The organism is Rehaibacterium terrae (assembly GCF_014202935.1).
GTDB lineage: Bacteria > Pseudomonadota > Gammaproteobacteria > Xanthomonadales > Xanthomonadaceae > Rehaibacterium > Rehaibacterium terrae.
Window position 1 is genome coordinate 115,951 of record NZ_JACHHX010000006.1, and the last position, 22,327, is coordinate 138,277.

A 22,327-nucleotide genomic window follows, 5' to 3' on the forward strand; every position below is an offset into this window, starting at 1 on the left:
GACGATCCCGGCCATCCCCCGTTCTCCACGGAGGGGATGCGCCGTGCCGATGTGTCCCGGACAGCGGATTCACAGCAGCACCAGCTCTTCGGCCGCGGTCGGGTGGATTGCCACGGTGGCGTCGAAATCGGCCTTGCGCGCGCCCATGCGCAGTGCAACGGCGAAGCCCTGCAGCATCTCGTCGGCGCCGGGGCCGACCACGTGCAGGCCGACGATGCGCTCGTCGGCGCCGACGCAGACCAGCTTCATGAAGGTGCGTTCGTCGCTGCCGGCCAGTGCGCCGAGCATGGGCCGGAAACGGGTGCGGTAGCAGCGCACGGCATCGCCGAAGCGCTCGCGCGCGGCCTCCTCGCCCAGGCCGACGCTGCCGACGGGCGGGTGCGCGAACACCACGGTCGGGATCATGTCGTAGTCCAGCCTGGCCTCGGCCCGACCGCCGAACAGGCGATCCATCAGCCGGCGCGCGGCGGCAATGGCCACCGGGGTGAGCGCCGGCCGGGCGGTAACGTCGCCGACCGCGTACACGCCGGCCGCGCTGGTGGCCTGCCAGTCGTCGATGGCGACATGGCCTTCGCCATCCAGCGTCACGCCGGCCGCGTCCAGCCCGAGCGAGGCCACGTTCGGCGCGCGGCCGGTGGCCCAGAGCAGCTCGTCGAAGCCGCTCGACACGCTGCCGTCGGTGCAGCGCAGGCGGTAGCCGACGTCGCGGCGCTCGACGCGCGCCAGTCGATGGCCGAAGGCAAGCTGCACGCCGCGCGCCTGCATCGACCCGGCCAAGGCCCGCGACACCTCACCGTCGAAGCGGCCGAGCAGGCGGTCGCCGCGCACGAACAGCACGACCTCGCTGCCGAGCGCGCGCAGCACGCCGCCCAGCTCGACGGCGATATAGCCGCTGCCGACGATGGCGACGCGCCGCGGCGCGGCGCGCAGGGCGAAGAAACCATCGGAGTCGATGCCAAGCTCCCGTCCGGGCAGATCGGGCCGGACTGGACGCGCGCCGGTGGCGATGAGCACGTGCGCCGCGCGCAGCCGACGCCCTCCGGCTTCGATCTCGCGCGCGGCGACGAAGCGGCCGGCATGCGGCAGCAGCGCGATGCCCAGTTCGCCCAGCCGCTGGCGGTAGCTGGCGTGGATGTTGGCGATGTAAGCCTCGCGGCGGGCGACGAAGGCCGGCCAGTCGAGCGCGCCGGGCGCGCCGGCGAAGCCGAGCGCCGCGGCCACCTGCCGCAGCTCGGCCAATTCGGCCGCCAGCCACATCGCCTTCTTCGGCACACAGCCGACATTGACGCAGGTGCCGCCGAGCGCGCCCGGCTCCAGCAAGGCCACGCGGGCGCCGTGGCGGGCGGCGCGAATCGCCCCGGCGAGGCCGCCGGAGCCCGCGCCAAGCACGATCAGATCGAAGTCGTCGCGGTCCATGCGTGGCAGCTTGACAGAAAGCGGCGCGGCTGCGGATGTCCGGCGCGGGATGCAGCGTCCCGGCGTCTGTATCCGCAGGCGCGGCGCCGTCGTCTGCCGAAGGCCGCGACCTCAAGCAGCCAGGCATGAGTGGAAAGGTGTGAGAAACGAGATGAACGGCGGCGCTTCGATGCGCTGGGGCTTTCCCTCGTTTCTCACTTCTCTTCACTCATTTCTTCGCACTCCAGGTCGCGGCTGAATCGCTCCTGCCGAAGAAGCTCAGCGGCGGACCAGGCGCTCCGGCGCGCAGGCGGACGGATCGACCACCGGCTCGCGACCGGCGATCAGGTCGGCGATCAGCCGGCCGGTAACGGCGGACAGACTCATGCCGAGCATGCCGTGGCCGGTGGCCAGCCACAGGTTCGCGCTGCCCGGCGCGCGACCGATGATCGGCAGGTCGTCGGTGGTCATCGGTCGCCAGCCGTACCAGTCCTCGCGGTGTTCCGGGCCCTCCGGCTGACGCAGGTACTCGCGCGCACCGCGCACCAGCGCGCCCAGCCGCGTCGGGTTGAGCCGGCTGTCGTAACCGGAGAACTCCATCGTGCTGCCGAGCCGGAAGCCGCTGCCCCAGGCGGTGACGCAGACCGAGCGCTCCTTGAGCACCAGCGGCCGCTTCGGCGCCAGTGCCGGCCGGCTGTAGGTGATCGAGTAGCCCTTTCCGGGCACGATCGGCAGGCGCAGGCCGAGTGCGCGGCCGAGTTGCGGCGACCAGGCGCCGGCCGCCAGCACCACGTCGCGGCCCGCGCGCGGCCCCCGCTCGGTCTCCACCCGCACGCGGCCCTCGCCGTCGCGGTGCAGCCCGGTGACCCGGCAGCGCTCTTCGATCGCGCCACCGGCCGCACGCACCGCCCTCGCCAGCTCGGCGACATAGCGGTCCGGCCGCAGGCAGGCGTCGTCGGGAAAGTACAGCGCGCCGGCCATGCCCGACCGCAGCGCGGGCTCCTCGCGTGCGAGCGTGCGCGGATCCCAGGTTTCGACGCGCACGCCGAACGAGCGGACCTGTTCGACCGTGGCGTTGGCTTTTTCCCACTCGCACTGGTCGCGATAGATGTAGAGCAGGCCATCGCCGCGAAACTCGCAATCGAGCGCGGCATCGCGCACCAGCTCCTCGATCAGCCGGCGCGATACCGTCAGCAGCGTCGCCTTGGACTGCCCCGAGGCCAGCCAGTCGCGCGTGTTGCAGCGTCCGGCGAAGGTCAACAGCCAATGCCACAGGCCCGGGTCGATGCGCGGGCGGACATACAACGGCGCGTCCGGCCGCAGCATCCACTTGAGCGCCTGCGCGACCATGCCCGGCGCGGCCAGCGGCGGCGCATGGCTTGGCGTGATCGTGCCGCAGTTGCCGTGCGAGCTGCCGCAGCCGAGCGTGCCCTGTTCGAGGATGCGCACACCGCGGCCGGCCTTCTGCAGGTACCAGGCGCAGGCCAGGCCGATGACCCCGCCGCCGAGGATGAGCACATCGTCGCAAGTGGTAGGCATCCGGCCATTCTATGCAAGCCGCGATTCCCTTGCCCCACCCCCGCAGCACCCCGGAGCGGACCGGGCCTTCCGGGGGATGCGGCGCGCCGGGGAAGCTGCCAGCATGAGGCTTCCACTCGCCGGAGACGCACGCCATGAAACGCCTGCTCGCCGCCCTGCTTTGCCTGCTGCCCGGCCTGGCCGCCGCCGAGGCCATCGTCTTCCGCAACGTCAACGTCGTCCCCATGGACCGTGAGACGGTGCTGCCGAGGCAGACCGTGGTCGTCCGCGACGGCCGCATCGCCGCGCTCGGCCCGGCCGCCGAGGTCGCCATTCCCGACGGCGCGCGCGTCGTCGAGGCCGAGGGCAAGTATCTGATGCCGGGCCTGGGCGAGGCCCACGGCCACATGCCGCCACGCGGCCACGCCAACCTCGACACCGTACTCGACCTGTTCCTCGCCCACGGCATCACCACCGTGCGCGGCGTGCTCGGCGAGCCGGGGCAGCTCACGCTGCGCGCGGAACTGGCCGCCGGCGAACGCGCTGGCCCGCGCCTGTACACCGCCGCCCCCTCGCTCAACGGCAACTCGGTGCGCGATCCCGCGCACGCCGCCGAGCTGGTCGAGACCTACCACCGCAACGGCTACGACCTGCTCAAGATCCATCCCGGGCTGGACGTGCCGCGCTTCGACGCCATCCTCGACAAGGCCCGCGCGCTGGACATGATCGTGGTCGGGCACGTGCCCGAGGCGGTCGGCCTGGCGCATGCGCTGGCACAGCGCATGAGCTGCATCGAGCACCTCGACGACTACGTGCGCGCGCTGGTGCCCGACGGCCACCCTGCGCGCACCGCCACGCCCGGTTTCTTCGGCCTGCTGCAGGCCGAGGTCGCCGACGAAGCGCGCATCCCGGTGCTGGTGGAAAAGACCCGCGCGGCCGGCGCCTGGATGTCACCGACCGAGACGCTGATGGTGTCGATGCTCGGCCCGGACAGCACCGAGGCGCTGCTGGCGCGCGAGGAGTTCGCCTACGTCCCGGCCGCGACCCGCAAGCAGTGGGCACAGGCGCGCGAGAACCTGCGCAACGCTCCCGGCTTCACCGCCGAGCGCGCCGCGCGCTTTCTCGAACTGCGCCGCCTGCTGCTCAAGGCGCTGCACGACGGCGGCGTCGGCATCCTGCTCGGCTCGGACGCGCCGCAGTGGTTCAACGTGCCCGGCTATTCCGCGCACCGCGAGCTGGCGCTGATGGTCGAGGCCGGCCTGACGCCCTACCAGGCGCTGCGCACCGGTACCGTCAACATCGCCACCCACCTGCGCGCCGGCGACCGCCGCGGCACCATCGCCGCGGGCATGGACGCCGACCTGGTGCTGCTCGACGCCAACCCGCTGGAAGACATCGCCCACACCCTGCGCATCGCCGGCGTGATGGTCGCCGGCCGCTGGCACGACCGCGCCGACCTCGACGCCCGCCTCGACGCCATCCGCCGCGCCGCGGCGGAATGAGGCGCGCCGCGGCGGCTCAACCGCGCCGCATCGGCTGCAGGCGCAGATAGGTGATGCTGCGCCACAGCCATTCGGCCGGGCCATAGCGGAAGCGCTCCAGCCACCAGGCGCTGAACGCGAGCTGGAGCGCGAACACGCCGGCGACCAGCACCACCTGCCAGGCACGCGGCACCTGGCCGTACAGGCCCAGGCCGTAGCCGTAGAACAGCAGCGTGCCGACCACCGACTGCAGCAGGTAATTGGTGAGCGCCATGCGCCCGGCCGGGGCGAGGATCGCCAGCCGTGGCGCCCACCGCGGCGATTGCAGCGCCAGCACGATCGCGCCGACGTAGCCAAGGCAGATCAGCGGATTGGCCAGCAGCATCAGCAGCAGCGCGCGCAGCATCGCCGGGTCGGCCTGGTCGAGCGCGAACGAGGTGCCGACCGATGCGCTGAGCAGGGCCAGCGCGATGCCCGCCGGCAATCCGGCGAAGGTCAGCCACCGGAACAGGCGCAGGTGCCGCGCCGGCTCGACGATGGCGCCCGAGCGCAGCAGCCAGGCGCCGATCAGGAACATGCCGAGGATGAGCCAGCCGCCGAAGACCAGCATGTTCAGATGCACCGCCAGTTCGCGTGCCCGCTGCACGACGGCCTCGCCGTAGCGGCCTTCGCGCATGACCCGCTCCGATTCGGCGACCAGCGCGGCGAACCTGGCCTCGGCCTCGCCCTCGGTGGCGTCGGTTTCGACGACCTGCGCCATCGCCGTGTCGTTCGGCGTATCGTCCGCCGGGCCTTCCGCCGGCATCACCGCCAACGCCACCGCCATGCCGATCAACGGCACCGCGTACAGCCCGATGCCCCAGCGCCACAGCCGGTCCGCCGGCATGCGCCGGAAAAGCAGCAGCAGGAATGCCAACAGCGCATAGGCGTGCAGGATGTCGCCCGACCAGACCAGGATGCCGTGGGCCAGCCCGAAACCGAGCAGGGCCAGGGTGCGCCGCAGGTAGAGGCCGACGAAGCCGCGACCGGCGACCTGCGCGCGCGACAGCATCACCGCGAAGCCCATCCCGAACAGCAGCGAGAACATCGTCCAGAACTTGCCCTGGACGAACACGTAGATCAGCCAGCCGGCGAGAAAGTCGATGCCTTCCAGGTCGGGCGGCATCCCCTGGGCGATGGTCAGCGTCGAGCGCGAGAAATACTCGACGTTCATCAGGAAGATGCCCAGCAGCGCGAAGCCACGGATCACATCCAGCGTGGCGATGCGCTCGCGCGGCGAAACCGGCGCCAGGCCGGCGCTCTGCGATACGGTCATGGTCCGCCCCTCCCCTGGCCAGACCGCGTTTTAGCACAGCGCGCTGCCCGCCACGGGGGCGGCAGCGCGCAAGGACACGGAAGAAGTCAGTGCTCGACGCCACCGTCGCCGTGCACGTGTCCGTGCTCGATCTCCTCCGGCGTGGCCTCACGCACATCGACGATCTCGATGTCGAAATGCAGGTCCTTGCCGGCCATCGGATGGTTGAGATCGACGTCGACCACGCTCATGCCGACCTTGAGCACGCTCACCGCACGCGGGCCATAGCTGGTCTGCAGCACCACCTGCATGCCCGGCTGCAGGCGCTGGCTGCCGAAGTGCTTCTTCGGGATGCGCTGGACCAGCCCTTCCCGACGTTCGCCGTAGGCCTCGGCGCAAGGCACGGTCACTTCGAAGCGCTCGCCCTTTTCGCGGCCGAGCATCGCCGCCTCCAGGCCCGGGATGATGTTCCTGTGGCCGGTCAGGATGGCCAGCGGCTGACCGTCGAAGGATGACTCGCGGCTCGGCTGGCCGGCTTCGGCGACGGCGTAGTGGAAGCGGACGACGTGGTTGTTGGCGATCTTCATGGTGCGGAGGCCGGAACGGGATGGGCGGCGCGACGGGCGCCAGGATGGGATGGGAGGCCCGGGCGATCGGCGCGGGATGCGCCGACGCGACGGATGCGGCAAGATGCGGGCCGTGAGCAACGTCGCCGCGCATTATCCCGGCCGCATCGTCCCGGCGCCACTTCTGCGCGCCGCCCTGCCCTCCCTCCTGCTGCTCGCCGCACTGCTGCTGGCGGCCTGCGGCGGCGCGCCCAGGCGCGCCGAACCGCCCGGCCACGCCCGCCCCGGCGCGACCGCGCCGCTGGCCAACGACGTGCTGATGCGCGCCATCGGCCTGGTCGGCACACCCTACCGCTACGGCGGCAACACGCCCGAGGGCGGCTTCGACTGCAGCGGCCTGATCGGTTACGTCTTCCACGACGCCGCCGGCCTGCGCCTGCCGCGCAGCACCGCACAGATGGCGGCACTGGACCGGCCCAAGGTATCGCGCGACCGGCTCGCGCCCGGCGACATCGTCTTCTTCGGCCGGCGCGGCAGGGTCGACCACGCCGGGATCTATGTCGGCGAAGGCCGCTTCGTGCACGCGCCCAGCACCGGCGGCACGGTCCGGCTGGACGCGCTCGATGGCCACTACTGGCGCGACACCTACCTGTTCGCGCGACGGGTGCTGCGCTGACCGGCCGCCAGGGTCGGCCCCGCCTCCGCGACCGACCCCGAGGCGCATGACGATGGTTCGGGCCGTCGCCACAGCCACACGCCGACCACCGCCATGATTCCGGTGCCGGTCGCCCACATCCACAGCCGGGCCGGACTCAGCCACATCAGCAGCGAGCACAGCGCCATCATCCCCAGCGCCAGGCGCTTGGCGCGCCGGCTGACCGCGCCATGCGCCTCCCAGTCGCGGATCATCGGCCCGAAGGTGCGATGCGCCAGCAACCAGGCGTGCAGCCGCTTGGAACCGCGCGCGGCGCAGAACGAGGCCAGCAGGATGAAGGGCACGGTCGGCAGGCCGGGCACGAGCACGCCGATCGCACCCAGGCCGAGCGCGACCCAGGCAGCCGCCAACCAGAGCCAACGGACGATGCGGGACGACGTCATGACGCGACAAGGATAGCCGCGCAGACGCGGCCGCGCCCGGCCGGCGCCACACGTCACCCCTCAGCCCCCGGCCGGCAGCCGGCAGGCCATGAGCCAGTCCTTCTGCGGATCGGTGCCGACATGAAACACGGCGGTGCCGATCGTCTCGAAGCCGTGCTTGCGGTAGAAGCGGATCGCCCGCGGCGCCTGCTGCCAGACGCTCAGCCAGAGCGCATCGGCGCCGCGCTCGCGAGCGGTCGCCTTGGCCGCCTCCATCAGCGATGCCGCCCAGCCTCTACCGTGCAGATCGCGGCGCAGATAGAAACGTCGCATCTCCACCGGCGCCTGCGCCTGCAGCGCCTCGGGCGCCGGCTGGCCGAACACCAACTGGGCGTAGCCGGCGTAATCGCCGGGCGGGCCGATCACCAGCGTCACGCAGGCCGGGTCGGTCAGCTCCCGGGACTGGCGGGCGGCGCTGAAGTGGTGGCGGACGTGGGCCAGCACGTCCTCCTGCCGGCTGCCGTGGCCGAAGGCGTCGAGAAAGGCATGCGCCATGAAGCGGCTCAACAGCGCCGCCTCCGCCGTCCGGGCGCGGCGGATCGACGGCAGGCCCTCGAAGGGCGCGGCCCCGCCTGTCCTGTCCCCTGCACGGGGCATCGCATGTCGCTCGTTCATCGGGACAGCCCCCTCCGGTGGTGGCGCGGGCGGTCGTGACCGGGTACTGCCGGCTCCCGGTGGCGGACCGGGCGCCCCGTCGGCGCGCGCCGTCGCGCATCGATCGGAAAAGGCCCCTGGCGGTGGGCAGCGCGCCAACAGGGTGCCGCGAACGGCACCGGTTCCGCCGCTCCGTATTCCTTCGCACGCAGGCCGGGGCGGGGAGCGGTCACGAGGCGGCCTCCTCACTCTCGACCCGGCCGCGTTCATGCATCCGCGCATGCAGGGCCTGGCGCTGCCGCGCCAGCGCGCCGGCATGGGCCAGCCGGCCCGCGTGGTCGCCCGGCGGCGGCCCCAGCGCCAGCCGGAATGCGCAGAAATCGGCGTAGGCCTCGAGCGTATGGCGCAGCCGGCGCAGCATCAGCGCCAGCATGATCGCGTCGTCGATCAGGCCGATCACCTCGATGTGGTCCGGGATCATGTCTTCCGGATCGCTGAAGTAGGCCAGTGCCTGCAGGACCTGTTCGCGATCCTCGCGCGGCAGCCCCCAGGCCTCGTCCTCGACCATCAGGATCAGCCGCTGCACCTCGCACAGCTGGCGACGGACGAAGCCCGGCGCCGTACCGATCGGCAGCTGATCGAGCGCGTGCTTGGCGCCGTCGATGATGTCGCACTCCTCGGCGCAGGCAACCCGCTGCACCGCCCGGGCCGTGGCCTCGCGGAAGCGCTGCAGGTCGTCCGGCTCGAGTTCGAAGACAATGCGCACGCGGCCCCTCCCCCGATCGCATCGCGTGAAGAAGGGGTGAAAGATAGCCCCAGTCCCGCCCCGGGTCACGCGGCGCGTTTTTGACCGCGATCAGGTCGTTGCCGGCCACGGCGGGCACAATGGGAACACATCCGTCTCGTGGAGGGCACCATGGACCGCATCCGCACCATCCTCGCCGCCACCGATTTCTCCGCTCATGCCGAGCTGGCCACACAACGCGCCGGATTGCTGGCGCGCGATCTGGATGCCGGACTGGAGCTGATCCACGTCCACACCGGGCTCGGCCCCGGCCCGATCTGGAGCGACCCGGGCGGCGGCGTGCTGATCGACGAGAGCCGCATCGTCGAAAACCTGCGGGAGCGGCTGGAAACCGTGCGCGAAGCCCTGCAGCGGAAGTACTCGATCACGGCGCATGCCATCATCCAGACCGGCACCGTCCACCGCCGCGTGCACGAGCGCGCCCGCGACGTGCAGGCCGACCTGGTGGTGATCGGCGCCACCGGCGCGGGCGCCATCGCCCGTCGCCTGTTCGGTTCGCGTGCGCAGACGCTCGTTCGAACCGCGCAGCGACCGGTGCTGGTGGTACGGCAACCGGTCGCCGATGCCTACCGTCGGGTGCTGGTCGCCACCGACTTCAGCGACGATGCGGAGCGCGCCGCACGCCTCGGCATGACCCTGGCGCCCGAAGCCGCCTTCACCTTCCTCACCACGCTGGACCTGCCCGCCCACCACTCCGAGCCGGTGATGGGCCTGGACGAAACGGAACGCGCCGCCCGCCTGCAGGCGGCCCGCGAGCATGCCCGCAAGCAGCTTCGCGCCCTGGCCGACAAGCATGGTCATGAGGCCTCGGCCATCCTGGTCCGCGACGGCCGCGCCGCCGACGAGCTGCCGGACATCGCCCGCGAAATCGACGCCGAGCTGCTGTGCATCGGCGCCCACGGCAAGAGCCGGCTGGAGGCCGGCCTGCTCGGCAGCACCAGCCTGCACGCCGTCGCCGAGGCGCCCTGCGACGTGCTGGTGGCACCGCACCGGGCGGAGGACACATGAACCGCCCGCTCCGCACCCTGCTCGCCTGCACCGACTTCTCCCCGCATGCCACCCAGGCCGTGCACCGCGCCGCGCGGCTGGCGGGAGCGCACGCTGCGACGCTGGTACTGGCGCACGCCTACGACGCGCCGACCATCGTCCCGGCCTGGGGCGACCCGGGCGGCGGCGCCTGGGTCAGCGAGGAGCAGGTCAGCGAAGGCCTCCGCGAGCGGCTGCAGCGCGAGGGCGCCGAACTCGCCACCGAGTACGGCATCGCGGTACAGACGACACTCCTGACCGGCAGCGTGCACCGACGCCTGGTCGAGCATGCCGATGCGACCGGGGCCGATCTGCTGGTGGTCGGCGCGCACGGCGACACCGGCCTGCTCGGCCGTCTGCTCGGTTCGACCACCCAGAAGATCCTGCGCCTCAGCCACCGCCCGGTCCTGGTGGTGCGCACGCCGGCCACCAGCGACTACGCCCGCGTGCTTGTCGCCACCGACTTCTCCGAACCGGCGCGCGAGGCGGCACGGCTGGCCGGCACGCTGTGCCCGGCGGCGCGGATGTGGCTGCTGCATGCACACGAGCCGGCACTGGAGAGCCGCCTGGCCTACGCCCGCATCGACCCCAAACTGGGCGAGCGCTATCTGAGCCTGGCGCTGGCCGAGGCCGGGCGCGCGCTGACCGAGTTCAATGACGCGCTGAAGGAAGCCGGCGTCGTCGCAACCCCGCTGCTGCGGCAAGGCCATCCCTCGCTGTTGTTGCCGGCGGCGATCGACGAGCTCGACATCCAGCTGCTCGCGCTCGGCGCACAGGGCAAGTCCCTGCTGGAGTCCGGCCTGCTCGGCAGCGTCAGCCAGCACGCGGTGGCGCAATCGCCGTGCGACGTGCTGGTGGTGCCGCGCGCCGCCGGCGACTGATTGCGCCCACGACGGGATGCGGCTGCGGCATCATGGGCCACAGCCGCCACACGGATGTCGTCGCCATGAGCCCGCTCTACACCGAGATCACCCTGCTGCTGTTCGCCACCGCGCTGATCGGTCTGGCGGCGCTGCGGCTGCGCCAGCCGGTGATCGTGGCCTACATCCTGATCGGCATCCTCGCCGGTCCGTCGGTGCTGGACTGGGTCAGCGCGCACGAGCCGATGGAGCTGCTGGCCGAGATCGGCGTGACCATCCTGCTGTTCGTGGTCGGCCTGAAGCTCGACCTGCGGCTGGTGCGGCAACTGGGCCCGGTGGCACTGGCCACCGGCCTGGGCCAGCTCGCCTTCACCATCGTGATCGGCTTCCTGATCGGCCTGGCGCTGGCGATGGGCGTGGTCAAGGCGCTGTACGTCGCGGTCGCGCTGACCTTCTCCAGCACGATCATCATCGTCAAGCTGCTGTCGGACAAACGCGAGATCGACTCGCTGCACGGCCGCATCGCGATGGGCTTCCTGATCGTGCAGGACATCGCCGTGGTGGTGGCGATGATGGTGCTCGGCACCCAGGGCGCGATCGACGCCGACGCCGACATCGGCTGGCTGCTTCAGACCACCGAGGTGCTGGCCAAGATCGCCGGCGTCGCGGTGCTGGTCGGCGCGCTGATGCGCTGGGTGCTGCCGCGGCTGCTGCACTGGATGGCCGCCTCGCAGGAGCTGCTGCTGGTGTTCGCCGTCGCCTGGGGCACCACGCTGGCCGCCGGCGGCGAGTGGCTGGGCTTCAGCAAGGAGGTCGGCGCCTTCCTGGCCGGCTTCTCGCTGGCCTCGCTGCCGTTCCGCGAGGCGATCAACGCCCGCCTGGCCAGCCTGCGCGACTTCCTGCTGCTGTTCTTCTTCGTCGACCTCGGCACCAAGCTCGACCTGTCGATGCTCGGCGCGGAGGTGCCCGCGGCCATCGCACTGTCGCTGTTCGTGCTGATCGGCAACCCGCTGATCGTGATGGCGATCATGGGTGCGATGGGCTACCGCAAGCGCACCGGCTTCCTCGCCGGCCTCACCGTCGCCCAGATCAGCGAGTTCTCGATCATCTTCGTCGCCATGGGCGTCAGCCTGGGCCACGTCGACAACCAGGCGCTCGGGCTGGTCACGCTGGTCGGTCTGATCACCATCACCCTGTCCACCTACATGATCCTCTACTCGCACCGGCTGTACGCCTGGTGCGAGCCGTTCCTCGGCGTGTTCGAGCGCCGCGACCCGTACCGCGAGAGCGAACTCGACGAACCCACCGAGCACGCCGACGTGATCGTGTTCGGCCTCGGCCGCTATGGCCAGCGGCTGGCCGAGCGGCTGGCCGGCTCGGGGCTGCAGGTACTTGGCGTCGACTTCGACCCCGAAGTGCTGCGCCGTGCCCGCAGCGGCGCCTGCCGGGTGCTGTTCGGCGACGCCGAAGACGACGAGTTCATCGCCCACCTGCCGCTCGCCCAAGCGCGCTGGGTGGTCAGCACGCTGCGCAACGAGGAGGTCGACCGCAGCCTGCTCGATGCGCTGCGCAAGCACGGCTTCACCGGCCATATCGCCGTCACCGCGCACAACGCCGCCCAGGGCCACCGGCTGCTGCATGCCGGTGCCGACGAAATCCTGCTGCCCTTCCACGACGCCGCCGATTTCGCCGCCCGCCGGATCGCCAGGGATCTCGGCCAGGCCACGGACACCACCGCATGAGCACGTCGATCCGCCGGATTCTTGCCGCCACCGATTTCTCCGAACCGGCCGCGCAGGCGGCCGAGCGCGCCGCCCTGCTCGCCCGCGGGCACGGCGCGCGGCTGTGGCTGGCGCACGCCTTCGAGTCCGCCGGGGTGCTCGCCGCCGGCACCGACGCGGCCGGCCTGCCGGTGAGCGATAAGGCGCTCGTCGACGGCGTCTGTGCGCACCTGGCCGATGCCGCCGCCGCCCTGGCCTCGCGCCACGGCATCGAGGTCCGCCCCGTGCTGTTGCAGGGCCTGCTGCACCGCGCCCTGCCCCGATTCGTCGAGGACGAGGGCATCGACCTGGTCGTGGTCGGCGCCCGCGGCGAACGCCACCTGCTCGACCACCTGCTCGGCTCCACCGCGCAACGTGTGGTGCAGACCGCGACACGCCCGACGCTGGTCGTCCGCCAGCCACCCGCCACCAGCTACCGTCGCGTCGTCGCCGCCACCGACTTCTCCGACGCCGCCCGCGCGGCCGCGCGTTTCGCGAGCATGCTGCTGCCGGATGCGCAACTGCTCCTGCTCCACGTCCACGAAGCACCGTACGACCGTCAGCTCGCCTATGCCGGCATCGACGACACCCGGCGCGAGCACTACCGAAAGCAGTCCGCACTGGATGCGATGCATTCGCTGGAGAGTTTCGCCGCATCGCTCGGCGCGCCTGGCCACCACGCCGTGCCCGCGCTGCGCAGCGGCCACCCCATCCAGGCGATCGGCGAATTCGTCGCCGAATCCTCGGCCGACCTGCTGGTGATCGGCAGCAGCGGCAAGTCACGGATCGAGGCCGGCCTGCTCGGAAGCGTCAGCCAGCACGCCCTGTCCCGGCTGGATCGCGACGTGCTGATCGTGCCGCCGGGGCCCTGATCGGGACACTGCCTGCACTCCCGCCACGTCCCGCCCTGAGGGCGGGGAGGATCCCCGTCGGCCGGTCGCGGTGCCGGTTACGGTGTGTCCGTGTTCACCCACACGCCCTGCAGGCCATCACTGTGGTCCCGTTCAGGTCCGCGCTGGCGGCGACGTCCGCTTTCGCGTACAGTTCGCCGCGTTTGCCGCACCGGCTGTCCGTCTTCCCCAAGGTCACGCCGTCGCCGGATCCGCCTTTCGCCGATTCCGCGTCCGCTCCACGCCGCACGTCTTCCGTCGCGCAAACCCGGGCCATTCCGCCATCCGGCGGGCGCCCGCCAATCCCTGCTCGCAGCGCGGTTCACCGGGAACGCTCCGAGATCCTGGCCTGATGGCCATCGCTCAGGAGCGAATCCATGTCCTTCGACACCCTCGGGCTGTCGCCCGCCCTGCTGCGCGCGCTCGCCGAACACGACTACACCACCCCGACGCCGATCCAGGCCGCGGCCATCCCGCTGGCGCTGGCCGGCCACGACCTGCTCGCCGGCGCGCAGACCGGCACCGGCAAGACCGCCGCCTTCGGCTTGCCGCTGCTGCAGCGCCTCACCGACTCGGCCGCCGATGCCCGCGGCCCGCGCCGCCCGCGTGCGCTGATCCTCGCCCCGACCCGCGAACTCGCGCTGCAGGTGCACGACAGCCTGCGCGCCTACGCCCGCCACCTGCGTCTGAGCCTGACCGCCATCTACGGCGGCGCCGGCATGAAGCCGCAGCTCGACGCGCTGCGCCGCGGCGTGGACGTGCTGGTGGCCACCCCGGGCCGGCTGATCGACCACCTCGACCGCCGCAGCGTCGATCTGACGCAGGTCGAAGTGCTGGTGCTCGACGAGGCCGACCGCATGCTCGACATGGGCTTCCTGCCCGCCATCCGGCGCATCCTCGGCACGCTGCCTAAATCCCGGCAGACGCTGCTGTTCTCGGCCACCTTCGAGGCCAACGTCAAGCAGCTCGCCCGCGAGTTCATGCGCGAGCCGCAGGAAGTGATGGTGGCGCCGAACAACACCATCGCCGAAACCATCACCCATCGCGTGCACCCGGTCGATGCCGGCCGCAAGCGCGAGCTGCTGTTGCACCTGCTGGCGCAGGACAGCCGCCGCCAGACGCTGGTGTTCTCGCGCACCAAGCACGGCGCCGACCGCCTCGCCGAGCAGATCGAGCGCAGCGGCATCCGCGCCGTGGCCATCCACGGCAACAAGAGCCAGGGCGCCCGCCTGCGCGCGCTCAAGGACTTCAAGAGCGGTCGCGCCACGGTGATGGTCGCCACCGACATCGCCGCCCGCGGCCTCGACATCGACCAGTTGCCGGTGGTCATCAACTTCGACCTGCCGATGGTGGCCGAGGACTACGTGCACCGCATCGGCCGCACCGGCCGCGCCGGCGCGCAGGGCGAGGCGATCTCGCTGGTTGCCTCGGCCGAAGTGGCGCTGCTGCGCGCGATCACCCGCCTGCTCAAGAAGGACATCGAGCTGGCCGAGGTCGACGGCTACGCCCCGGCCCAGCCGCTGCGCCTGGACGCCCCCGCCCCGCGCGCCGGCAACCCGCGTGCGGGCCGTCCCGCCCACAACGCCCGCCGTGGCCATCCGGGTACGCCGCGCCACGCCCACGCCGGCCCGAAGAAGCACGGCCACGGCCCGCGCGATGCACGCGGCGGCGAGCGGCGCGAGCGCAACGCGCGCCCGTACTGAAACCACCGCCAGGTTGTGCTCCGACAGGCCGGACGAGCGATCGTCCGGCCTGTGTGTTTTGTCCCACCAGCGTGCTCATGCCTGCGGCGCGCGTATCGAATGCGCGCCAAGCGATTGATTTTGCGAGCCATACATCCGACCAGTCGCGTGCCGGAGAAGTCGTTGGCATCCACAAAATGTGACATACATCACATTTTGGCCGGCCGCACCGAAGGGCTGCGTTGGGCTGTCGTGCAAGGGGGACACACACCACGCTTTGGGGAGCCATCGCATGAGCACCGCATACCGCACGCCCACAGCGGCCGTGACGTCGTCGTCCATGTCGCAGCGCCGCCAGCCGCGCATCATCACCCGGACTTCGCTGGCCATCGCCATCACAGCAGCACTCTGCCTGGCCGCGCCGGCGGCCGCGGCTCCCGACGCCGGACGCGGCAAGGGAATCGACAGATCCTTGATCCGCAGCGATGCCGAAAACCCGCGCAGCCGGGTAGTGTTCGACCTCGACGGCGGCTTTCTGACCGCACCGAGTGCGATGCCCGCGGCGCAAGTAGCATTGGACTATGTCGCCGCGCATCCATCGGATTTCGGCCTGAACGCACGCGATGTCCGCACGCTGTTCGTCGAGAAGGCCTACACCAGCGACCACGACGGCGTGCACTACGTCACGCTCGGTCAGGAGGTGGACGGCATCCGTGTGCACAACGCGCGTCTGGTCGCCGTCGTGAGTCCGGAAGGCAGGCTGGTGAAGATCGGTGGACGCACCGGCACCAGCAAGACCTCCGGCAACGCCCGGCTCACCGCCGGCGAAGCCATCGGCCTGTCGGCCGAGCGGGGCCATGCCGGCACGCGCGCCGCACCGCGCGGCGCGGCCACACGCGCCAAGGGGCGTCACGTCTTCGAGAACCCCTATGCGCGCGACATATTCCAGCCCACCCCGGTCAGCGCCGAACTGGTCTGGCACCTGCGCGACGACGGCAGCCTGCGGCTGGCGTGGCTGACCGATGTCGAGGTGTCGGGCACGTCCTGGTACGAAACCCTGCTCGACGCCGAGAGCGGCGAAATCATCGAGCGCGAGAGCCGTTACGCCCATGACAGCCATCCCCAAGGCACGGTATTCACCGGCCAACACCCCGATGCCAGTCCCGGCGGTCGCGTAGTGCGGGACCTGGTCGGCCTCGACGGCAACTGGTCCACCGGCACCACCACCTCAGGCAACAACGTCAACGCCTACCAGGACCGCGGCAACAACAACGCCATCGGCTACCAGCCGCAGGGTGTGGACGGGCGGCTGTTCAACTTCCCGTTCACCGACGCGTGGCGCGCGCTGCCGGACGGCACTGACTTCGGTGACATTCCCGAAGCCACCTGGAATGCCGCGATCGACGCCGACCGCGACGCCGTCATCACCCAGTTGTTCTACTACACCAACGACATGCACGACTGGTTGTACGGCTACGGCTTCAACGAGGCCTCCGGCAACTTCCAGGTCGACAACTTCGGTCGCGGTGGCCTGGGCGGCGACCCGGTACTGGCCGAAGCGCACGATGGCATCGATTTCGGCTGCCTGGACAACGCCAACCCGCCCAATCCCATCCGCTGCGCGAACAACGCCAATTTCGGCACGCCTGCCGACGGCGCCAGCCCGCGCATGCAGATGTACCTGTGGATCCGTCCCAACCGACCGTACCGCGACGGCAGCCTCGACGGCGATGTGATCGCCCACGAATACGGCCATGGCGTGTCCAACCGGCTGGTCCCAGGCACGATCAGCAACGCCACCAACCAGGCCGGCTCGCTCGGCGAAGGCTGGAGCGATGCGATCTCGTTCCTGCGTTGGGGTGACGCCACGGTTGGCGAGTACGTCACCGGAAATGCCACCAGGGGCATCCGCAACTTCGCCTATGACGTTCATCCCTGGCTGTACGGCAACTACAGCACTGCCGTAACCTCGCCCCACCGCAACGGCGAGATCTGGGCGGCGATGATGTACCAGATTCGCATCCGCCTCGGCATCGCGGCCACCACGCGGCTGATGCTCGATGGCATGCGCGCCACCGCCAACGGCCCGAATGTGCGATTCATCGATGCCCGCGACGGCATCATCGCTGCCGACCAGGCCAGCGGCGCCACCCGGCGATGCCCGCTATGGGCGAGTTTTTCTCTGCGCGGGCTGGGCACCGGTGCGATCTCGGCCGGGCTGCACGCATCGCAGAGCAACAACTTCGACGCACCCGCCGACTGCTTGCCGAGCGCCGACGCCGGCGGGCCGTACAGCACGCCCGAGGGTACCGACACAAGCCTGTCCGCCGCGGCTTCCGTCAGCGGCAGCCATGCCAGTGCCGGCGCCATCGTCAGCTACGAGTGGGACCTGGACAACGATGGTCAGTACGACGACGCCACCGGCATCACTGCCGATTTCACTGCTGTCGGCCAGGACGGCAGCTTCACCGTCGGCCTGCGCGTCACCGACGAATGGGGTCTGAGCGCCACCACCAGCGTCAACGTCACCGTGACCAACGTGCTGCCGACCGTGAACATCGACGCGATCGCGCCGATCGACGAGCTGGGCACCGTCACGGTCAGCGGCACCATCACCGACCCGGGCTGGCTAGAACCGCTCACCGCCACCATCGACTTCGACGACGGTGCCGGCCCGCAGGCGCTGGCCGGCACGCTGGAGAACGTGCGCCCGGATGCGACGCTGACCTTCTCTGTGCAGAAGCAGTACGGCGACGACGGCCTGTTCGATGTCCAGATCTGCGCGCGGGACCTGATCGGCGGCGCGCCGAATCCGACGCTGGTGTGTGACATCGCCGTGGCGGACGTCGCCAACATCGACCCGGAAGTCGCGATCGACACCGGCGGCATGCAGGACTACGGCGGCAACCCGGCCTTCGTGCTGAAGAAGGGCGAGGAGATTTCGATCACGGGAACCAGCGTGGATCCTGGCAGCGACGACCTCACCTTCACCTGGGACTGGGACGACGGCAGCAGCGACGACCGGATCTCGCGGGTCAACCCGCCGGCCGACGACCCGCTCAAGAGCCCGTCGATCCAGCCGCGCGACGTGACCCTGTCGCAGGCGCACACGTATGGCGAAGCCTGCCTGTACGACTTCAGCCTCGTCGTGGTCGACGACGACGGCGGCCAGGGCAGCGACAACGCCGCGGTGGTGGTCACCGGCAATGCCTCGGCCTCGAAAGGCTCGGGCTGGTGGCTCAACCAGTACCGCCCGGCCTCGCCGAACGACTTCAGCGACGCCGAGTTGCAGTGCTACCTCGACATCATCGCCTACTTCAGCCTGGTGTTCGACCAGCCGCTGGCGCGACAGGATGCCGAGCAGACCCTGCAGTCGCCGGCCAAGTCGCCAGCAAGGATCATGCTGCGCGAGCAGCTCATGGCGGCATGGCTGAACTTCGCCAACGGCGCCATCGGCTTCGACACGCCGGTGGTCACCAGCGGCAAGAAGAAGAACGCGACGCCCGACAGCACCTTCGGCGCGGCGATCCTGCAGGCCGAGAGCGTGCACAACAACGCGAACGCGAGCGATGCGCAGCTTCGCGCGCAGAAGGACATCGTCGAGCGCATCGTGCTGCGCGACGGCGGTTGAGGAGGACAGCGATGGTCAGCCATCGAAGGCCATGGGCGGCAAGCATGACGGCGCTGATGCTTGCCGCCTGCGCTTCGGCCGACGACCATCGCGGCAGTCCGTCCCCGCCCCCCGATGCCATCGCCGGGGCGGGGCGGATGTTTTCACCGGCCGACGACGGTTCACACGCCTGGCTGCGTGCAGGCGACACCGCCCGCCTGCTCATCCCCGACCCGCTCGCCCCGGACCCGATCGTGGAGGGGAACGCGATCGCATTCATCGCCGTGGCGAACATCGCCCCCAGTGGCCAGCGCGAATGGGAAATCCGCGCGGTACGTCCCGGAAAGTCGGTGATCCGTGCAACGGGAGGGCCGCGTTTCACCCTCACGTTCGAAGTTCTTCCCTGATGCCAACCAGCGCACGCCGCAGGTTGCTCCACGGCGTTGGATCACGCTTCGCTGCGCGCCTTCAGTCCTCCAACCGCAACCAGCCGTCGACGGAGTCGATTCCGGCACCCTCGGGGTAGTGGCGGTCGATCCAGTTGCCTTCGGCATCACGCTCGCCGCCGATCACGAACATCACCTTCCAGGGAAATGCGCCGAAGCGCGCCTTGTCGATCTGCATCTCGCGCGGCACGCCCGGCTTGAATTGCGGGCGCACGCGCTCGCCGTCGCGCTGCAACCCGATGAACGGCACGGCTGGCGAGTACCAACCTTCGTGGTTCCACCACTGGTAATCGGGCCAGCCGTCGGGGCCGCGCACGCGCTGGCCGACCTGGGCCGAGGCATGCAGGTTGACCAGCGTCGCACGGTCGGCGGCCTGCAGGTAGATGTCGAGGGTGTTCATGCTCTCGTCGGGCGAGATCACGCAGACATGAAGGATGCGCGCGTCCTGCTGCAGCATCAGCGTGATCGCATCGCCGATGCGGTGGCGCGTGGCGCCGGCCCACTCGTCGGCCTCGCAGCGGCCGTCGAGCAGCACCGGGCCGGCGCGGCCGATGGCGAGCCGGCCATCCTCGGCCTGGACGGCGGTGGCGAACGGCGACGCGACAAGGCAAAACAGCAACGGCAGGCGCATGCGGGTATCCCCTTGGGTTGGAGGCGGCCAGTGTGCGCCTTTCGCCCGCGCCCGTGGACTCGCGCCGGCGCGTCCGCGCCCCGTTTCGTCGCGCTTGTCATTGCCCTCCCGCGGACTCAAGCTTGCGGCAACCGCAGGGAGGATGCCGTATGGGACGCACCGTGCTCGCCGTCATCGCCGGCCTGCTCGCGATGGCCGTCGTGGTGTTCGCCGTCGAGGCGCTCGGCCATCGCCTCTACCCGCTGCCGCCAGGCATCGACCTCGACGACCCGGCCAGCGTGCAGTCGATGGTCGATGCCATGCCGCTGGCCGCCAAGCTGCTGGTGGTGCTGGGCTGGGCGCTGGGCAGTTTCGTGGGCGCGCATATCGCGGTGCGGCTCACGCCGGCCCACCGGCGCGGCGCGGCGCTGAGCATCGGCGTGGCCATGGTGGTGCTGGTGGCGATCAACGCCTCGATGATCCCGCACCCGCTGTGGATGACCGCGCTCGGCCTGCTGCTGCCGATCCCGCTCGCGCTGAGCGCGCTGCGCATGGCCGGCCGCGCGCGTGCGTAGGATCGTCATCGACCGCCCCGGCGGCTACGGGGCGCTGCGGCTGGTCGAAGAGCCCGATCCCGTGCCAGGCCCCGGCGAGGTGCTGGTCGCGGTCGAAGCCTGCGGCGTCAACTACGCCGACGGCATCATCCGCATGGGCCTGTACGCCTCGGCGAAGCGGCTCCACGGCTACCCGATCACGCCCGGCTTCGAGATCGCCGGCCGCATCGCCGCGCTCGGCGAGGGCGTCGACGCGTTCGCGGTCGGCGACGCGGTGATCGGCCTCACCCTGTTCGGCGGCTATGCCAGCCACCGCGTGCTGCGCGCGGATGCGGTGTTCCCGCTGCCGCCCGGCATGGCGATGGCGCAGGGCGCGACGCTGCCGACGGTGTTCCTCACCGCCTGGTTCCTCGTGCACGAACTGGTGCATCCGCATCGTGGCGACACCTGGCTGGTGCACTCGGCGGCCGGCGGCGTCGGCTCGGCACTCGTGCAGCTCGGCCGGCTGGCCGGCTGCCGCGTGGTCGGCGTGGTGGGTTCGCCGCACAAGGTCGCACACTGCCTGGCGATGGGCGCGGACGCGGTCATCGACAAGTCCTCGCGGGACCTGTGGCGCGAAGCCGCGCGTCTGGCGCCGGACGGCTTCCAGGCGGTCTTCGACGCCAATGGCGTGAGCACGCTGCGGCAAAGCTGGGCGCACCTGGCGCCGGCGGGCAAGCTGGCGATCTACGGCTTCCATTCGATGCTGCCGAAGGACGGCCGCCTGAACTGGCTGCGACTGGCCCGGGACTGGCTGCGCACACCGCGCTTCAACCCGCTGGAGATGACGCAATCCAACCGCAGCGTGGTGGCCGCCAACCTGAGCTTCCTGCAGGCGCAGGCGCCGCGCCTGCGCGAGGGCATGCAGTGGCTGCTGGCGCGCTTCACCTCGGGCGACCTGCGCCCGCTGCCGGTGGAAACGTTCCCGCTCGCCGGTGCCGCCGAGGCGCAGCGACGCATCGAATCCGGGCAGACGATCGGCAAGCTGGCGCTGATTCCGTGAACGCATCGAAGCATCCGGCCGCACCGGCATCCCGCTTCGCCACAGAAGCGCAAGCGATTCCTGCTGGCGCTGGAAGGCGCGCTGCCGTCGGGCGATCTGTTCGCCGCCAGGTGAATGCCGGTTACGCCGGCTGCGTCGGCTTCGCCACGCGCCGCGAAGCGTGGATGCTGAGCGCCGCGCCGCCGATCAGCAGCGCGACGGCGGCGGCCTGCGTCCAGTGCGGGCGCGCGTGGCCGGCCAGCAGCAGCCAGGCGGTCGACAGCAGCGGGGCGGCATAGCTGAGCGTGCCGATCAGTGCCAGATCGCCGCGCTTGGTGCCCACATCCCAGAACCAGAACGCAGCGCCGACCGGGCCGAGCCCCATCGCCAGCACTGCCAGCCATTGCGGGGGCGTGGGCTGCACGGTGGACTCGAACAGCAGGTGTGCCGCCGCGCCGAGCACGGCGGTGGCGATACACGGCCCGACGATGGCCGCGCTGGGCACCTGCGCGTAACGCCGGTTGAGCACCGAATACGCCGCCCAGGTCAGCGCCGCGCCGAGCGCGGCGAAGTAGCCGACCGCATGCGCCGCGTCCAGCGCCAGTCCCTGCCCGCGCGTCACCACCAGCCCGGCGCCGGCCAGGCCGAGCAGCGTGCCCAGCAATTGCCCGCCACGCACGCGCTCGCCGGGCAACAGCGCCGCGAACAGCACGATCAGCAGCGGCCACAGGTAGTTGATCAGATTGGCTTCGACCACCGGCGCGTTCTTCAGCGCGATGAAGTACAGCGCGTGGTAGCCGAACAGCGCCGCCGTCGCCAGCAAGGCCGCGCGGCGCGGCTGGCGCAGACCGGGCACGATGCCACCGCGCCGGTGCAGCACGACCAGCCCGAGCGCGCCGGCCACGCCGAAGCTCATCGCCAGCAGTTGGAACGGCGGGATCGCGCCGCTGCCGGCGGTCAGCACCGCCAACGAGGACCACAGTGCGATGGCGGCGACGCCGCAGAGGGTGGCTTGGGCGCGGGTGAGCATGGCATCGGACTCAGGAGAAGCCAGCATGATGCCGGCTCGTCGCGCCGC

At 71.0% G+C, this 22,327-nt stretch carries 20 protein-coding genes; 11 read left to right on the forward strand and 9 right to left on the reverse strand.

Annotated elements, in window-relative coordinates; genetic code table 11:
• Positions 1-69: 69 nt before the first annotated feature.
• The gene (gene gorA, locus HNQ58_RS05960; protein ID WP_183947960.1) at positions 70-1,416 is read right to left on the reverse strand and encodes a glutathione-disulfide reductase; all 1,347 of its coding nucleotides are present in this window, start codon (positions 1,414-1,416) and stop codon (positions 70-72) included.
• 258 nt (positions 1,417-1,674) lie between these two features.
• Positions 1,675-2,934, reverse strand: coding sequence for an NAD(P)/FAD-dependent oxidoreductase (locus tag HNQ58_RS05965; RefSeq protein WP_183947963.1), 1,260 nt, complete (start codon positions 2,932-2,934; stop codon positions 1,675-1,677).
• 134 nt (positions 2,935-3,068) lie between these two features.
• On the opposite strand from HNQ58_RS05965, the gene HNQ58_RS05970 reads away from it, so the two are divergent.
• Positions 3,069-4,415: an amidohydrolase family protein gene (locus tag HNQ58_RS05970; protein WP_183947965.1), complete on the forward strand. Its 1,347-nt coding sequence runs from the start codon at positions 3,069-3,071 to the stop codon at positions 4,413-4,415.
• A gap of 16 nt (positions 4,416-4,431) precedes the next feature.
• Here HNQ58_RS05970 and HNQ58_RS05975 read toward each other — a convergent pair whose 3' ends face one another.
• A complete protein-coding gene (locus tag HNQ58_RS05975) occupies positions 4,432-5,709 on the reverse strand; it encodes a DUF418 domain-containing protein (RefSeq protein WP_183947967.1) in 1,278 nt (425 codons plus the stop codon).
• Positions 5,710-5,795: 86 nt separating this feature from the next.
• Positions 5,796-6,275, reverse strand: coding sequence for an FKBP-type peptidyl-prolyl cis-trans isomerase (locus HNQ58_RS05980; RefSeq protein WP_183947969.1), 480 nt, complete (start codon positions 6,273-6,275; stop codon positions 5,796-5,798).
• 103 nt (positions 6,276-6,378) lie between these two features.
• On the opposite strand from HNQ58_RS05980, the gene HNQ58_RS05985 reads away from it, so the two are divergent.
• The gene (locus tag HNQ58_RS05985) at positions 6,379-6,930 is read left to right on the forward strand and encodes a C40 family peptidase (RefSeq protein WP_183947971.1); all 552 of its coding nucleotides are present in this window, start codon (positions 6,379-6,381) and stop codon (positions 6,928-6,930) included.
• Here HNQ58_RS05985 and HNQ58_RS05990 read toward each other — a convergent pair.
• The 3 genes from HNQ58_RS05990 to HNQ58_RS13605 form a co-directional block, all read right to left on the reverse strand.
• Positions 6,900-7,352: a YbaN family protein gene (locus HNQ58_RS05990; RefSeq protein WP_183947972.1), complete on the reverse strand. Its 453-nt coding sequence runs from the start codon at positions 7,350-7,352 to the stop codon at positions 6,900-6,902. The genes HNQ58_RS05985 and HNQ58_RS05990 overlap by 31 nt on opposite strands.
• A 60-nt stretch (positions 7,353-7,412) precedes the next feature.
• The gene (locus HNQ58_RS05995; protein ID WP_183947973.1) at positions 7,413-7,988 is read right to left on the reverse strand and encodes a GNAT family N-acetyltransferase; all 576 of its coding nucleotides are present in this window, start codon (positions 7,986-7,988) and stop codon (positions 7,413-7,415) included.
• A gap of 226 nt (positions 7,989-8,214) precedes the next feature.
• Positions 8,215-8,751, reverse strand: coding sequence for a DUF1232 domain-containing protein (locus HNQ58_RS13605; protein ID WP_183947974.1), 537 nt, complete (start codon positions 8,749-8,751; stop codon positions 8,215-8,217).
• 150 nt (positions 8,752-8,901) lie between these two features.
• Between HNQ58_RS13605 and HNQ58_RS06005 the strand changes: the two genes are divergently transcribed.
• From HNQ58_RS06005 to HNQ58_RS06035, 7 genes are all read left to right on the forward strand, one after another.
• Entirely contained in the window at positions 8,902-9,798 is an 897-nt protein-coding gene (locus tag HNQ58_RS06005; protein ID WP_183947976.1) for a universal stress protein, read from the forward strand.
• Positions 9,795-10,697, forward strand: coding sequence for a universal stress protein (locus HNQ58_RS06010; protein ID WP_183947978.1), 903 nt, complete (start codon positions 9,795-9,797; stop codon positions 10,695-10,697). Before HNQ58_RS06005 ends, HNQ58_RS06010 begins: the two co-directional genes overlap by 4 nt.
• A gap of 65 nt (positions 10,698-10,762) precedes the next feature.
• Entirely contained in the window at positions 10,763-12,418 is a 1,656-nt protein-coding gene (locus HNQ58_RS06015; RefSeq protein WP_183947980.1) for a cation:proton antiporter, read from the forward strand.
• Complete coding sequence (locus HNQ58_RS06020) at positions 12,415-13,308, forward strand: universal stress protein (protein WP_183947982.1); 894 nt, start codon at positions 12,415-12,417, stop codon at positions 13,306-13,308. Before HNQ58_RS06015 ends, HNQ58_RS06020 begins: the two co-directional genes overlap by 4 nt.
• Before the next feature lie 395 nt (positions 13,309-13,703).
• Complete coding sequence (locus HNQ58_RS06025; protein ID WP_183947984.1) at positions 13,704-15,029, forward strand: DEAD/DEAH box helicase; 1,326 nt, start codon at positions 13,704-13,706, stop codon at positions 15,027-15,029.
• A 271-nt stretch (positions 15,030-15,300) separates the two neighbouring features.
• Positions 15,301-18,639: a M36 family metallopeptidase gene (locus tag HNQ58_RS06030; RefSeq protein WP_183947986.1), complete on the forward strand. Its 3,339-nt coding sequence runs from the start codon at positions 15,301-15,303 to the stop codon at positions 18,637-18,639.
• Positions 18,640-18,650: 11 nt separating this feature from the next.
• Positions 18,651-19,025, forward strand: coding sequence for a hypothetical protein (locus tag HNQ58_RS06035; RefSeq protein WP_183947988.1), 375 nt, complete (start codon positions 18,651-18,653; stop codon positions 19,023-19,025).
• Positions 19,026-19,086: 61 nt separating this feature from the next.
• Here the strand turns inward: HNQ58_RS06035 and HNQ58_RS06040 are convergent, their stop codons facing one another.
• Positions 19,087-19,695 carry a hypothetical protein gene (locus HNQ58_RS06040; RefSeq protein ID WP_183947990.1) on the reverse strand — a complete coding sequence of 203 codons (609 nt, stop codon included), beginning with the start codon at positions 19,693-19,695 and terminating at the stop codon, positions 19,087-19,089.
• Positions 19,696-19,844: 149 nt separating this feature from the next.
• Between HNQ58_RS06040 and HNQ58_RS06045 the strand changes: the two genes are divergently transcribed.
• The gene (locus tag HNQ58_RS06045) at positions 19,845-20,249 is read left to right on the forward strand and encodes a hypothetical protein (RefSeq protein ID WP_183947992.1); all 405 of its coding nucleotides are present in this window, start codon (positions 19,845-19,847) and stop codon (positions 20,247-20,249) included.
• A complete protein-coding gene (locus tag HNQ58_RS06050) occupies positions 20,242-21,270 on the forward strand; it encodes a zinc-binding dehydrogenase (protein ID WP_183947994.1) in 1,029 nt (342 codons plus the stop codon). Before HNQ58_RS06045 ends, HNQ58_RS06050 begins: the two co-directional genes overlap by 8 nt.
• A gap of 121 nt (positions 21,271-21,391) precedes the next feature.
• Here the strand turns inward: HNQ58_RS06050 and yddG are convergent, their stop codons facing one another.
• A complete protein-coding gene (gene yddG, locus HNQ58_RS06055) occupies positions 21,392-22,306 on the reverse strand; it encodes an aromatic amino acid exporter YddG (protein WP_221301169.1) in 915 nt (304 codons plus the stop codon).
• Positions 22,307-22,327: the final 21 nt, after the last annotated feature.